Origin of the sequence: Brevundimonas sp. EYE_349, assembly GCF_023147505.1 — a bacterium.
GTDB lineage: Bacteria > Pseudomonadota > Alphaproteobacteria > Caulobacterales > Caulobacteraceae > Brevundimonas.
Genome location: NZ_JAHXPB010000002.1, coordinates 59,569 through 73,504 on the forward strand (window position 1 = coordinate 59,569; position 13,936 = coordinate 73,504).

9 protein-coding genes are annotated in these 13,936 nt (G+C 67.1%); 5 read left to right on the top strand and 4 right to left on the bottom strand.

Features of this window, described 5'->3' with window-relative positions; genetic code table 11:
* Positions 1-70: 70 nt before the first annotated feature.
* The 4 genes from KZX42_RS04065 to KZX42_RS04080 all read right to left on the bottom strand — a co-directional run bounded on the left by KZX42_RS04065 (position 71) and on the right by KZX42_RS04080 (position 5,925).
* The gene (locus tag KZX42_RS04065; RefSeq protein WP_248117366.1) at positions 71-1,321 is read right to left on the bottom strand and encodes a serine hydrolase domain-containing protein; all 1,251 of its coding nucleotides are present in this window, start codon (positions 1,319-1,321) and stop codon (positions 71-73) included.
* Complete coding sequence (locus KZX42_RS04070) at positions 1,314-2,015, bottom strand: TetR/AcrR family transcriptional regulator (protein ID WP_248118044.1); 702 nt, start codon at positions 2,013-2,015, stop codon at positions 1,314-1,316. The genes KZX42_RS04065 and KZX42_RS04070 overlap by 8 nt, the downstream gene beginning before the upstream one ends.
* Before the next feature lie 73 nt (positions 2,016-2,088).
* Entirely contained in the window at positions 2,089-3,678 is a 1,590-nt protein-coding gene (locus tag KZX42_RS04075) for an AMP-binding protein (protein ID WP_248117368.1), read from the bottom strand.
* Between the two features lie 72 nt (positions 3,679-3,750).
* Positions 3,751-5,925 (bottom strand): TonB-dependent receptor, encoded by a 2,175-nt coding sequence (locus tag KZX42_RS04080; protein WP_248117370.1) that lies wholly within the window; start codon positions 5,923-5,925, stop codon positions 3,751-3,753.
* 178 nt (positions 5,926-6,103) lie between these two features.
* On the opposite strand from KZX42_RS04080, the gene KZX42_RS04085 reads away from it, so the two are divergent.
* The 5 genes from KZX42_RS04085 to KZX42_RS04105 all read left to right on the top strand — a co-directional run bounded on the left by KZX42_RS04085 (position 6,104) and on the right by KZX42_RS04105 (position 13,928).
* Positions 6,104-6,982, top strand: coding sequence for an SDR family NAD(P)-dependent oxidoreductase (locus tag KZX42_RS04085; protein ID WP_248117372.1), 879 nt, complete (start codon positions 6,104-6,106; stop codon positions 6,980-6,982).
* Between the two features lie 390 nt (positions 6,983-7,372).
* Positions 7,373-9,301 (top strand): TonB-dependent receptor, encoded by a 1,929-nt coding sequence (locus KZX42_RS04090; RefSeq protein ID WP_248117374.1) that lies wholly within the window; start codon positions 7,373-7,375, stop codon positions 9,299-9,301.
* 4 nt (positions 9,302-9,305) lie between these two features.
* Positions 9,306-13,163 carry a cobaltochelatase subunit CobN gene (cobN, locus tag KZX42_RS04095; RefSeq protein ID WP_248117376.1) on the top strand — a complete coding sequence of 1,286 codons (3,858 nt, stop codon included), beginning with the start codon at positions 9,306-9,308 and terminating at the stop codon, positions 13,161-13,163.
* Positions 13,150-13,626 carry a MotA/TolQ/ExbB proton channel family protein gene (locus KZX42_RS04100; RefSeq protein ID WP_248117378.1) on the top strand — a complete coding sequence of 159 codons (477 nt, stop codon included), beginning with the start codon at positions 13,150-13,152 and terminating at the stop codon, positions 13,624-13,626. Before cobN ends, KZX42_RS04100 begins: the two co-directional genes overlap by 14 nt.
* Complete coding sequence (locus tag KZX42_RS04105) at positions 13,626-13,928, top strand: DUF2149 domain-containing protein (protein WP_248117380.1); 303 nt, start codon at positions 13,626-13,628, stop codon at positions 13,926-13,928. The genes KZX42_RS04100 and KZX42_RS04105 overlap by 1 nt, the downstream gene beginning before the upstream one ends.
* The last annotated feature ends 8 nt before the right edge of the window (positions 13,929-13,936 follow it).

The following is a 13,936-nucleotide window of genomic DNA, read 5'->3' on the forward strand; positions in this document are numbered from 1 at the left end:
GGCCCATCGGGAACAATCGCTTCGGGCTGGCTCATGGTCGTTTCCTCGTGATGCGGACCTGACGGCCCGTCTATTTTTCGGGGTGGGTCAGCGCCTGATAGACGAAGGTGCGCGCCCGGTTTCGGAACTCGCTGCTGACGGGGTCCGCCAGACGCTGAATCATGCCGACGAAGACGATGTCGTTCTCCGGGTCGATCCAGAACCAGGTCCCGCCGCCGCCCCCCCAGCTCAGCGTGCCGCGCCCCTCGACCATGCCGATCCGGCGCGGATCCATGGCCACGGCGAAGTCTAGCCCGAAGCCGAAGGCGGGATTGAAGGGCAGCAGCCGCAAGGGATTTGAGACGGCCAGAACCGCATCCGGCACCACATTGGTCGACATCAGGGCGACGGACGCGGGCGACAGCACGCGCACCCCGTCCAGTTCGCCGCCGTTCAGGATCATCTGGCAGAAGCGGGCGTAGTCCGAGGCGGTGGACACCAGCCCTCCGCCCCCGCCCTCGAACGGCGGAGCTTTGGTGAAGTCGTTGATTGGCATGTCGAAGGCCTCGGTCGCCGGCTTCAGCCTCCCCGTCCCGTCGTCGCAATACATGGCCGCCAGCCGGTGGGCATTGTTCGGCCGCGTCTGGAAGCCGGTATCCGCCATGCCAAGCGGAGCGAAGATGCGGCTTTGCAGAAAATCGCTGAAGCTCTGGCCCGACAGCCGCTGGACGATCAGCCCCTGCAGGTCGGCGGCGATGGAATAGAACCACTCCGTGCCCGGCTGGAACATCAGGGGCAGTTCGGCGACGCGCTGGACCATCTGTTCCAGACTTTCGGCGCGCAGCACGCCGGCCTCGCGATAGGCGCGCTCCACAGGGTGGATATCGAACAGTCCGTAGCCGAAGCCCGCCGTATGACTGAGCAGTTCGCGCATGGTGGGCGGGCGGTGGGCGGGCGTCGTCTGGATCGCGCCGCTGGCGTCACGCCCGGCGAAGACGTTCAGATCGGCCAGTTCCGGCAGGAACCGCGTCACCGGGTCGTCCAGGCTCCAGCGTCCCGCCTCGAACAGGATCATCAGGGCCACGCCCGCGACCGGCTTGGTCATGGAATAGATGCGGAAGATGGCGTCGCGCCCCAAAGGCGCCTCGGACGTCAGATCGGCCTTGCCGTGGGTGTCGAAGGCCACGACCCGGCCGTGCCGCATCAACAGTGTGGCGGCGCCCGCCACATGACCCGCCTCGACCATGCCGGCCATATAGGCGTCGAGACGCCCCAGCCGTTCGGAATCGAAGCCGACCGCCTCCGGGCTGGAGGCGAAGGCCAGGCCGACTGCGTCAGCCATGCCCCGGTCCTTCCCGCGCGTCCGCCCGGCTGCGGCAGATGCCGATGAAGCCGTGCGCCATGAACTCGGCCATCCGCGCTTTGGCCGCCTCGAAGTCGTCGGACCGGCACAGGCCGTCCGAGAGCCGGTCGATCCGCCCGGTGCGCGCCAGGGTCAGGGTCAGGGCGCCCGAGACGAAATGATAACCCCAGAAGATGTCCTCGTCCGATGCGTCGGGCATGGCGTTCTTGAGCAGGCTGATCAGGCGGAGCACCACCGGGTCGTAAAGCCGATCCATGATCTCCGCGCCCCAGGCCGGCGTGTTGTTGATCTGGGCGCTAAGCGAGCCGAAGTTGCGCCACCCCTCCCCGCCGGTCGAATAGGTGTCCAGGTCGGTGTCCAGGAACGCCCTCAGCGCGCCCTCCACGGTCGGCTTGCCGTCCACCGACCGTTCATAGGCGTCCAGCGCATCCATCCGGCGGCCGCTGGTCACCGGCGCCCGGCGCGCCAGAACCTTGTCGAACACGTCCTGCTTGTCGGTGAAATAATAGTGGACCAGCGACTTATGGACCCCGACCTTATCGGCGATGTCCTTGATCGTGACAGCGGAAAAGCCGTTTTGCGAGAACAGGGCCTCGGCCGCGTCCAGCAGTTGCTCCAGGGTTTCGGCGCGCTGCTCGGCCTTGCTGCGCGGCTTGCGGGGCGACTTGGACATGACCACAACCTCAAGACGGTCCGGCGCGGTCCTTGGACGACGCACCGGCTCCATGACGGAAACGGCGCCCATCCTATGCGCCTCCATAGATGGCGCGAAGCTGCGTCTTGTCGATCTTTCCGGTCGCGGCCAGGGGCATGGTGTCGACCCGCACGATCCGGTCGGGAATCCACCAATCGGCGACCCGGCCCTTCAGACTGGCCGTCAGCGCGTGGTCGTCCAGCGCCTCGCCCTGCGCCGGTTCGATCACCATCAGGGGCCGTTCGCCCCATTTGCCATCCACCCGGCCGATCACCGCCACCAGACCCACCGCCGGCAGAGCGCCGACGATGTCCTCGATCTCGACCGGATTGATCCATTCCCCGCCCGACTTGATCAGGTCCTTGGACCGCCCCGCCAGGGTCAGATTGCCCGCGTCGTCCAGACTGGCCAGATCGCCGGTGTCGAACCAGCCCTGGGCGTCCACCGCATCGACGGCCGCCCCGAAGTAGCGGCGCGTGACGCTGTCGCCCCGCACCTTCAGCCGTCCGACCGTGTTGCGCTGGTCCGCCAGCGGCGCGCCATCCTCGTCGGTCAACAGCAGGTCCAGCCCCATCGCCGGCCGCCCCGATCCATGCGGCCCGCCGATATCGGCTGTCGGCGGCGAGATGGCGCCCAGCGGCGAAAGCTCGGTCATGCCCCAACTGGTCTGAACCACCACGCCCAGCCGGCTCTCCATCCGCCGCAGCAGAGCGTCGGGACAACTGGACCCGCCGATGATGATCCTTTGCAGACTTGGGGTCTCGCCCCCGACCGCATCCAGATGATCGAGCAGACCCAGCCACACCGTCGGCACCCCGACCGCAACGGTCGCTTCGTGCTGCTGGATCAGCCGCGCCAAGGACGCCCCATCCGTCGCCCGCCCAGGCAGGATCAGCCCCGCGCCCACCGCCGGTGCGGCGAACGGCAGGCCCCAGGCGTTGGCGTGAAACATCGGCACGGCCACCAGCACCCGGTCGCGCGCCGTCAGCGCCATGGCGTCCGCCTGAAGCGCGCGCAGGGTGTGCAGATAGTTGGAGCGGTGGGTATAGCCGACGCCCTTGGGCGCCCCCGTCGTTCCCGAGGTGAAACACAGACCCGCCAGCGTGCGCTCGTCGAACGCCCCCCACGCGACCGCCCGGCCGCGCTCCGCCAACAGGGTCTCCAGCGCATCGACGGGCAGGCCGCCTTCACCATCGTCCGTATCGCCATCCAGCAGGATCAGCCGTTCCAGCGAGGGGCACGCCGCCGCCAGATCCCGAGCCAGGTCGGACAGGCCGGCGCCGACCGCCAGCACCCGGTCGCCGACCTCGGTGATCATGGTCGTCAGATGCGCGACCGTCAGGCGCGGATTGAGGGTGTGGCACGTCAGGCCGACGCCCATGGCCCCGTACCAGACCTCCAGATGATGCTGTGTGTTCCAGGCCAGGGTCGCGATCCGGTCGCCTGGCCTCAGCCCCAGGTCCAGCAGCGCGCCCGACAGACGGTTGGCGCGCCGACGCAGGTCGGCATAGCCGAGCACGGCGTCCCCCGCCCCGCCCGCCGTCACGACCGTCTTGCGCCCATGCCATTTCGCGCCGTGATCCAGAAAACGATCCACGGTCAGGGCGTAGTCTTGCATGGGATCGAAGGCGGCAGGCGGCATACGCGAAGGGGTTCCGTGAGATCAGCCAGGGCGGCGGGACGACGACGTGCGCCGCCCGCCTTGGCGCAGGGATCAGAAGGTGCGGGTCAGATTGACGCCGTACTGTCGGGGCGGCCCGGCGTAGCGAAGCCCGGAGTTGATGGCGGCGATATAGGTCTCGTCCGTGGCGTTCAGCGCATAGGCCGTCCAGGTCCACTGGCCCGTGTTCAGCCGGACCGAGGCGTTCACGATATCACGCGCACCCAGCCGGTCGCCCAGCGCCGCATTGTTGAAGATGGTGGTCCAGCTTTCGCCGATATGGGCGTAGTCCACTCGCGGCGTCAGCGTCATGTTCGCCCCTATCGGGAAGGCGTATTCGATCCCGGCGTTGAAGGTGAACTCCGGCGCATAGCTCTTGGTGTTGCCCGCGATGTTGACGCAGTTGGCGCTGGCCGGTCCCGTGGACGGATCGCAGAGGCCCGTCCGTCCCAGACGCGGATCGGCGCCGAAGAAGTCGCCCATTTCAGAGTTGGACACCGACCCGGCGATGTCGAACGACAGCGGCCCGAACCGGCCTTGGGCCGAGGCTTCCAGACCCATGATCTTGGTGTCGCCCTGGACGTTCTGGATGCGGCTGATCTGGGGATACTGCGGGTCGCCTATGTTGACCTGGTAATCCTGATAGACGGTGTAATAGGCGCCGATCTGGGTGCGCAGTCGGCCGTCCAGCAAGGTCGACTTCCACCCCAGCTCGTAGTCGATCAGGTCTTCGGCGCCGAAGGTCTGGGCCGGACGATACAGGTTGGGCGCGTTCAGACCGCCCATCTTGTGCCCCGTCGCCACGAAGCCATAGACGAAGTTGGCGTCGTCCATCTTCCAGTTCACCGTGACCTTGCCGGTCACCTTGTCGTCCTTGACCTTGTCGTCCTGGAACAGAACGATCCCGAGCTGCGGATAGGTCGTATAGACGTCGTCGTTGGTCGACACCGAATGGGCGTAGCGCGCCCCGACCTGCAGCTGCAGCCGGTCGCTGATGTCGTAGCTGACCTGGCCGAAGACGGCGGCGGTTTCCTTGGGCGTGTCACCCCACAGGTAGATATCCAGGACGTTCTCGGGGAAACCGATCCGGTATTCGGCCGTGGGGAAGGTCTTGGCCGGGAAACGGGCCATGTCGTATTGATAATAGAGGCCCAGCAGCCATTTCAGTCGCTGCTGATCCGGCGAGATCAGGTTGAACTCCTGTGACCAGACCTCTTCGTCCAGTTGATCGACAAAGGTGTTGTTCAGCGCCGATGTGCCGTCCAGATCGGTGGCGAAGCGCGAGCGGCCGGCCTGATAGCCGGTGATCGACTTCAGCGTCATGCCGCTGTCGAACACATAGCTGACGTTCAGCGACGAGCGCACGAACTCGTCATGCGCCTCGTTCGGGCCGTTCGAGGTGATGTGGAACGGGTCGTTGGTCGCCAGCGCCGGATCGGCCGGATAGCCGCCCAGATCGATGTTGTTGTAATCGGTCTTCCACAACACCTTCAGCGCGTCGGTCGGCTGCCACAACAGGCTGGCGCGCACGCTGTTGGAATCCACCGCGCCCGGACGACCGCGATAGGGTCCGGTGATGGTGTAGAAGCTGTCGCGCGTCTCATGATTGAAGGCCAGACGCGCCGCCAGGGTTTCGCTGAGCGGCAGGTTGATCGCGCCCTGAAGCTTGATGTCGTTGTAGTTTCCGGCTTGGCCGAAAACATAGCCGTTGATGCCCGAGAAGTCGGGATTGCGCGCCGTGATGAAGACCGCACCCCCGGTCGCATTAGCCCCGGCGAAGGTGCCCTGCGGTCCCCGCAACAACTCCAGACTGCCGATGTCGTAATAGGGCTCGGTCTGGAAATAGGCCGGGAAGGCCGCCACGCCGTCGCGATAGGTGATGACCCCCACGCCCACGGCCGTCGTCGCCTCGGACTTGCCGATGCCGCGCACATTGAAGAAATTGCCCTGACCGAAGTTCTGAACCGTGGTGGACGGCGCCGCGAACTGCAGTTGGTCCAGGGACAGCACGCCCTTGGCGGCCAGGTCTTCGCCACTCAGGACCGTGGCGGCGACGGCGGTCGTCTGAAGATTGCTGGTGCGGCGTTCGGCGGTGACCACCACGTCGCCCAGAACGGCGGCCTTGTCCTTGTCCGCCTGGGTTTCAGCAGGGTCGGCCTGCTGGGCCTGCGCTGCTCCACCCCACAGAAGCGCAACGGCGGACGCCGTAATCCAGAGCCTGCGGCCCATGATCGATCCTTCCCGATGTTTCCTCGGCGCTCTTCGGCGCCATGACCGGACGTTCACACCGATCGCGCGCCTTGTCAACTTCACTAGTCGACGGGTGAATATTGACCTGTCGACCAACGCCGGGTCAGGATGCGGTCAACATCGGCTTCCGTCCGATGATTGTTTCTGGAGGAAGACCATGACCATCGACCTGAACGGCCGCACGGCCATCGTCACCGGCGCCGGCGGCGGCCTGGGTCGCACCCACGCCCTGGCCCTCGCCCGCTATGGCGCGAAGGTGGTGGTCAACGATCTGTCGCCCGATGGCGTTCACGCTGTGGTCGAGGAAATCATTCGGTCTGGCGGCGAGGCCCTGCCCCAGGTTTGCAGCGTGACCGATCGCGCCGCCGTCCAGTCCATGGTCGCCTCGACCGTCGATCACTGGGGCGCGGTCGATATCCTTGTGAACAACGCCGGCATCCTGCGCGACAAGACCTTCGCCAAGATGGACCTGGACGACTTCGCCGCCGTCGTCGACGTCCACCTGATGGGGTCCGTCAATGTGACAAAGGCGGCCTGGTCCCATATGCGCGAGCGGAACTATGGTCGGGTGATCTTCACCACCTCCTCTTCAGGCCTCTATGGCAACTTCGGCCAGGCCAACTACGGCGCGGCCAAGATGGCCCTGGTCGGCCTGATGCAGACCCTGGCGCTGGAGGGCGAACGCCATGGCATCCGCGTCAACTGCCTGGCGCCCAGCGCCGCGACCCAGATGACCGAAAGCCTCTATTCGGCCGAAGATCTGAAGGGTCTGTCCTCCGACCTGGTCAGCCCCGGCGTGGTCGCCCTCGCCGCCGCCGACGCCCCTACCCGCATGATCCTTCTGGCCGGCGCCGGCGCCTTCGAACAGGCCAATATCACCCTGACCCGGGGCGTCCACATCGGCGCCGCCCCCGACGCCGCCGACCAGATTCAGGCCAACTGGCCCCGGATCACCGACCGCACCGACGAACAGGTCCCCGCCTCGGGCGCCGCGCAATACAATCACGAGGTTCACCACCCGGATCGACGCGCATGACATGCTGGAAGATCGCGCCGATCCGGCAGCCTCTTCCGGCCTGATCGGCCAGAGTCTGGTGAGGGTTCTGGTTCTCCCTCCCCCCACCGCAACGCGAGCAGGACCATCCCGTCGCGAGGATCGACCCAGACGGCCTTGCCGCGATCGCGCACCAGGATCGCCCTGGCCTGCCCCACGACCAAGACGCCGCGTCCCTTTTTGTCGGGGAAGCTGACGCCCGAGACGCGCAGGTCCGGGTCGGCGGCCTGAGCGCGGGCCATCGAACCGCTGAGGAAGCTTCGCCCGTCCGGCGACAGCCAATCCAAAGTTGACAATTTTGATATGTTATAACATCACCTCCCGCTCGTTTTGGGGGGGCTTGCGTTGAGTTTTCGTTTCGTCACACATGCCATGGCCGCTGGCGCGGTGTCGGCATTCGCTTCAGGCGTATCGGCCGAGGATACAACGCAACCGCCCCAAGCCTTGCCTGAGGTGGTGGTGACGGCGACGGCGACGCCGCGCGCGCTGCAGACCGCGCCCGCCAGCGTGACGGTAGTGGACCGACAGGCGCTGTCGCGTCGACCCGTTCAGGACTTGACCGACGTGCTGCGCGACGTGCCGGGCGTGACGGTCAATGGCGCGGGCTTGACGCGGCGCGGGATTTCCATCCGGGGCATGCCCAGCGAACACACGCTTTTCCTGGTCGATGGTCGTCGTGTGAACGGCTCGGCCAGCGCCATAGCCCACGCGGATTTCGAGCTGAACTGGGTTCCAGTCGAGGCGATGGATCGGGTGGAGATCGTGCGCGGGCCGATGTCGTCGCTCTATGGGTCGGAAGCCTTGGGCGGGGTGGTCAATGTCATCACCCGGAGCGCGACCGATTCGTGGCGCGGCAGTCTGCGGGCCATGGGCGGGCTGCGCGAGGATGGACGCGGCGGCGAGACCTATCAGCTCGGCGCCTATGCCGGTGGACCGCTACTTCAGGACCGTCTGGGCCTCAGCCTTTATGCGGAATCGAAGGCGCGAGGCGACACGCCCCAAGCCCCAAACGCGCGTCTATCAGACCTCGAGGCCCGCGAGGCGCTGTCGGGTTCGGCCACGCTCAGTTGGACGCCGGACGCAGCCCAGCGGATCGACTTCACCATTCTGGCCGGTCGCGACGATCGATCGCGCAACACCGCGACCACAGCCGCGCAACCGGTCTATTACCGCTACGCCGATGCGGTTGATCGTCGGCAGTACGCCCTGTCGCATACGGGGCGTTGGGGCTGGGGTGACAGTGTGCTGCGGGCCTATCGCTCCACCCTGGATCGGACCAACACCGCCACCAACGGCCAGACGGCGTCCCGCCCGGTCGGGATGCAGGAAGACATCGTCGATGGGCGCGTCACGGCGGATCCCATCGCGGGCCACCGCCTAAGCGTCGGCGGCGAGTGGCGCCGCGAGGCGTTGCAGGACGCCGCCGCAGCCGTCTCCGGCGTTCTGACCAGCGAACGCTACGCCGTATTCGCCCAGGATGAGTGGGCGCTGACGCCCAGCCTGTCCCTGACCGGTGGCGCGCGTTTCGACCATCATGACCAGTATGGATGGCAGACAAGCCCACGGCTCTACGCCGTCTGGACGCCACTCGAAGGTCTTACCCTCAAGGGCGGCGGCGGCCGGGGTTTCAAGTCGCCCAGCCTGAAGCAACTGTCGCCCGAGTTCGTGACGGTGGCTGCGGGCGGTCGCTTCACCGTCTATGGCAATCCCGATCTGAAGCCGGAAATCGGCACATCCTATGAGGCGTCGGCGGAGTATCGCCGCGACGGCTGGGCCGTGCGTCTGGGCGGTTTCTCCAATGACATCGAGAATCTGATCGAAACGCGCTGCACGGCCTTCTGCGGCGTTCGCGGGCGCGAGGTGCGGTTGTATCAGAACATCAACGAGGCCCGGATCACCGGACTCGAAGCGGGCGCGGAGACCCGGCTTCCCGCCGGATTCAGCCTGCGCGGCGACTATACCTATCTGGACAGCGAGAACCGGACGACCAACCAACCGCTGTCGGAACGACCGCGCCACAGCGGCCATGCGACCCTGCGCTGGGAGCCCGACGATCACCGCTTCGTGCAGTTGCGCGGCGAATATGTGGGCGAGCAGCTGATGTTGTCGAACGCAGTTCAGTACGCCGTGCCGGACTATGCGCTGGTGTCGCTGGAAGGGGGGCTTCGGCTGGAGGAGAACCTGTGGGTCCGCGCCGGGGTGCAGAACCTGGGCGATGTGCGGCTGGCGAATGAATCGGCCTATTTCTCATTCGCCGAGCCTGGGCGGTTCTACTATCTCGGCTTCACGGCGGGGTTCTGAGCCCTTGCGGCGTATCCTGCAGACGCTGCTGCTGGCGGGCTTCTGGGCTTTCGTCGTCGTGGGCGGCGCGGGAGCGCAAACGGCCCCCGTTCTGCGGGTGAACGTCATCGGCAGCGACTTCGTCCTGCCGGCCAAATACGGACGGCTGGCCGGGTTCGCCGCGCCCGAGGGTGTGGCGGTCCAGGGGTGGTCGCTGTCGGCCCTGCCTGAGGCGACGGCGTGGAACGACGCCGACCTTATCCTTCTGGATACGCCGCGACCGGCCGACGTCGAGGCGGTGGAGGCGCGCATCGGAGAGGCGCTGCGTGCACGGGGCGGACCCTGGGTGCGGGTCGGCGGCGGTCCGCCGGCGTTCGGCGGCCTGCCGCCCGAGACGGGCCGCAGGATCGCGGCCTATTACGCCGCCGGAGGGCGACAGAACTTCACCGCCCTGTTCGCCTATCTGAAGCAATGGAAGATGGGCGACGACCTGTCGGTTCCGCCACCGGCCCCGCTGGGCGCGGTCGGCTATTATCATCCGGCGGCGTCAAGCTTTGCCGCGGCAGCCTTGCCGGCCTGGCTGTCGGCGCGTGCCGAACGTCCCCGCGCCGCCATACTGATCGGCGCATCAACGGTGGCGGATGACGACACGACCGTCGTCGACGCCCTGATCGCCGCCCTGGACGCCAAGGGGATTGATGGCGTGGCGTTGTGGTTCGACCAACGCGCGCCGCGGGGCCTGATCGAGGCCGTTCAGCCGTTGAGCCCCGACCTGCTGATCAATACACAGCACATCGTCGCCGGGGGCGTCGTCCGCGATCAACTGGTCGAACTGGACCTACCCGCCGCCATGACCTTTTCCTACCGAGAGGGCGACGCAGACGCTTGGCGACGGGCCTCCGCCGGTTTGAACAGTCGTTCGGCCGCGGCCCTTCTGGCGCCTGCCGAAACCTGGGGGATGAGCGATCCCATGATCGTTTCGGCCGTCGATCACGGCGCCCTGATTCCTATCCCCGAGCAGATCGAGGCCGTCGCCGCCCGCGCCGCGCGCCAGATCACCCTGCGCCGGACCCCGAACGGGCAGAAGCGTCTGGCGCTGATGTTCTGGAACCATCCGGGCGGGGAAGCCAATATCTCGGCCTCCAACCTCAATGCGCCGCGCAGCCTCGAGGCGCTGAGCACGGACCTGAACGCCGCCGGATACGCCATTCCAGCCCTGTCAGAAGCCCGCTGGATCGCGGCGGCGCGCGCCATGCTGGGCGCCTTCTACCGGCATGAGACTTTGGACGATCTGCCGTCGCAGGGGCTGGCCGTCACCCTGCCGGTCGCCCGCTACCGGGCTTGGCTGGATGGTTTGCCAGCGACCAGTCGCGATCCGATCCTGGCCCGCTGGGGCGATCCGGCGCGGCATTGGTCCGTTCGAACCGTGGATGGCGAGCCCGTCTTCCTGATCCCCGCATTCAGCGACGGCGCCTTGACCGTCCTGCCGCAGCCGCCGCGTGCGGCGCGCGTGGGCGAGGCCTATCACGATGTCGCCGCGCCGCCCGACCATCTCTACCTCGCGGCCTATCTGTGGGTGCGGGAGGTTAGTCAGGCGAACGCCGTGATCCACCTGGGAACCCATGGCACGCAGGAGTTTCTGCCGGGCAAGGATCGCGGTCTGGCGGTCACGGACCACGCCTTCCTGGCGCTTGGCGACCTGCCGGTCATCTATCCCTACATTCAGGACAATATCGGCGAAGCCACCCAGGCCAAGCGCCGTGGTCGCGCCGTCACCGTCAGCCACCAGACGCCGCCCTTCGCCCCTGCGGGATTGAACGACGAACTCAAGACCCTGCACGACCTGATCCACCAGTATCTCCAACTCGACGAGGGCGGGGTGCGGGACGCGGTCGCCGACCAGATCCTGCGCCTGGCCAGCGCGCGTCATATCGATGCGGACATGGGCTGGACGCCGGCCAGGGCGCGAGCGGACATGCCGGTCTTCCTGGGCGAGTTGCATGACTATCTGCACCAGGTCGGCGGGGCGCCGACGCCGATGGGCCTGCACACTTTCGGGCGCGCGGCGTCGCCCGACCACCGGCTGATCACCGTGCTGCAGCAGTTGGGTCGACCCTTCTTCGACGCCTTGGGCGAAACCGAGAGCGAAACCCTGGCCCAAGACGAAGCGGGCCTTCACGCCAGCCGCGCCTTCACCGTCCTGAAGGCCTATCTGCGCGACGGCGCCCTGATCGAGACCGCCGATCCGGCCCTTCGCGAGCAACTGACGCGCGCGCGCCTGCTGGATCGGCGCCTGGCCGACACCGGCGAGATGGAGGGGCTGCTCCAGGCGCTTGGGGGGCGTTTCGTCCGTCCCGGCGAAGGCGGCGATCCCATCCGCAATCCGGACGCCGTAGGGGGGCGCAATCTCTACGCCTTCGAGCCGGACAAGATGCCGGCCTCGGCCGCCTATGCCGCTGCGGCCGGCGCCCTGAAGAGTTTGACGGACGCCTACGCTGTCGAGCATGACGGTCGCCCCCTGACCAAGCTGGCGATCACCCTGTGGTCGTCCGAGACCATCCGCACCCTGGGCTTGCCCGAGGGTGAGATCCTTCACGCGCTGGGACTGCGTCCCCGGTGGGACGAGGGCGGGCGGGTCGTCGCACTGGACATCATTCCGGCGTCGGAGCTGGGTCGCCCCCGCATCGATGTCGTCGTTCATGCGACCGGCGTCTATCGCGATCAGTTCGACGGCTTTCTCAGGCTTCTGGCCGATGCCGTCGATCGCATCGTCGCCCTGGACGAGCCGGACGATCCGGTTGCGAAAAACAGCCTTATCGCCGCCCGGCGTCTGATGACCCAAGGGGTCGCCGCCTCAGAGGCCGCCGCGCTCGGCCGGGCCCGCATCTTCAGCAACGCGCCGGGCGATTACGGCAGCGGCCTGCCCGAGGCGGTGCGCGATACGACGGGCTGGGACGATCCGGCCACCCTGGCCGACCCCTTCCTGGATCGGCTGGGCTATGTCTATGGCGCAGGTCGCTGGGGCGCCAAGATCGAGGGCGCCGACGTCTTCGCCGCCCAGCTGGCCGGGGTCCAGGCCGCCGCCTTGTCGCGCTCCAGCAATCTGCACGGGGTCCTGTCGACCGATCATCCCTTCGAATATCTGGGCGGTCTGTCGCTGGCCATCCGACGGGCGGGCGGGGCCGCGCCCTCGCTCTACGTCACCGATGCACGGGCGGGCGCGCCGCGTACGGTCGCCGCGCGCGACTTCCTGGCCGCCGAGATGCGCAGCCGCTACCTGAACCGCAGCTGGATTCAGGCCATGCAGGCCGAGGGCTATGCCGGGACCCTGGCCGTGGTGGATCTCGCCGACAATCTGTTCGGCTGGCAGGCGACGGCGCCGGACATGGTTCGGGCGGACCAATGGCAGGCCCTGCATGACGTCTATGTCCGCGACGAGCGGGGCCTGGGCGTTCGCGAGTGGTTCGCGACGAACAATCCCTCGTCCGAACGCCAGGTGTTGAACCTGCTGAAGGACGCCATCCGCAAGGGGTTCTGGTCCCCCGACGATCAGACGCGCCGGGAACTCGATGCGCGACTGGCCCAGATTGACGCCTCGGCTTCACGCGCCGTTGTCGGCTTCGGCCGGGACGCCGCGACACCGCAGTCGGCCTCGATGGGGCTCCGACCTGCGTCCCGGCCCGCGTCCGATCAGGCTAAGGCGAAAGCGCCCGCTAAACCGACGCCAGACACAGTCAGCGGCCAGGTCTTGGAAAGAATCGCCCCCCAACAGGCCCAGCCGTCGCCGTCTCCTTGGGGCGCCCTGGTTCTCCTTCTCGTCTTCCTCTGCGGCGGCGCCAGCCGTCTTGTCATCCGTCGAAAGCTCGCCCATGCCCCAGTTTGAAGCCGGCCTCTATCAGGTCTCCAGCCTGTTTTTGATCCCGGCCCTTGTCCTGATCCTGGCCGCCCTGGTTTACGCCGTCTTCGCCCTTGGCGCCTTTCTTGTGGAAGGCGTCCAGCGTCGCCGCGCAGACTGGCGCTCCTCCCTCTCGCGCCGGCAGGCTCAGACGGATGCGGCCAGCGACGATCTGGAGCTGATGATCCTGAAGGACCTCGAAGGCCTTCGCATCGTGTCGCGCAGCGCCCCCATGCTTGGACTGGTGGCCACCATGATCCCGATGGGGCCGGCGCTGCTGTCGCTGGGCCGAGGCGATGCGTCCGGCGTGGGCCAGAACATGGTGGTCGCCTTTTCCGGCGTCACCCTGGCGCTGATCGCCGCCAGCATCGCCCACTATGTCCTGACGGTGCGCCGACGGTGGCTGCTGCAGGACCTGCGCGCCATCGAACGCGCGCAAGAGGCCCGCTGATGCGGTTCCTGGACGAAGACGACGACGACCCGATCACCTCGGTCGTCAATCTGGTGGACCTGTTCGTGGTCATCATCGCCATCCTGCTGGTGGTGCTGGTCCAGAACCCGCTCAACCCGTTCAACGCCCGCAATGTCGTCGTGATCGAAAACCCCGGCCAAGCCCATATGCGGATCACGGTGAAGGACGGAGAACAACTGACCCGCTATGAATCCCAAGGTCGGATCGGTGAGGGCCAGGGCGAGAAGGCCGGGTCCGCCTATCGGCTTCCCAACGGCAATCTGATCTACGTGCCGGAATAGGCGACATC

Coding starts and splice junctions, on each gene's coding strand:
- KZX42_RS04065 (WP_248117366.1), bottom strand. CDS start 1,321: ATGGCTGACGCAGTCGGCCTGGCCTTCGCCTCCAGCCCGGAGGCGGTC.
- KZX42_RS04100 (WP_248117378.1), top strand. CDS start 13,150: ATGCCCCAGTTTGAAGCCGGCCTCTATCAGGTCTCCAGCCTGTTTTTG.
- KZX42_RS04090 (WP_248117374.1), top strand. CDS start 7,373: ATGGCCGCTGGCGCGGTGTCGGCATTCGCTTCAGGCGTATCGGCCGAG.
- KZX42_RS04075 (WP_248117368.1), bottom strand. CDS start 3,678: ATGCCGCCTGCCGCCTTCGATCCCATGCAAGACTACGCCCTGACCGTG.
- KZX42_RS04085 (WP_248117372.1), top strand. CDS start 6,104: ATGACCATCGACCTGAACGGCCGCACGGCCATCGTCACCGGCGCCGGC.
- KZX42_RS04105 (WP_248117380.1), top strand. CDS start 13,626: ATGCGGTTCCTGGACGAAGACGACGACGACCCGATCACCTCGGTCGTC.
- KZX42_RS04080 (WP_248117370.1), bottom strand. CDS start 5,925: ATGGGCCGCAGGCTCTGGATTACGGCGTCCGCCGTTGCGCTTCTGTGG.
- KZX42_RS04070 (WP_248118044.1), bottom strand. CDS start 2,015: ATGTCCAAGTCGCCCCGCAAGCCGCGCAGCAAGGCCGAGCAGCGCGCC.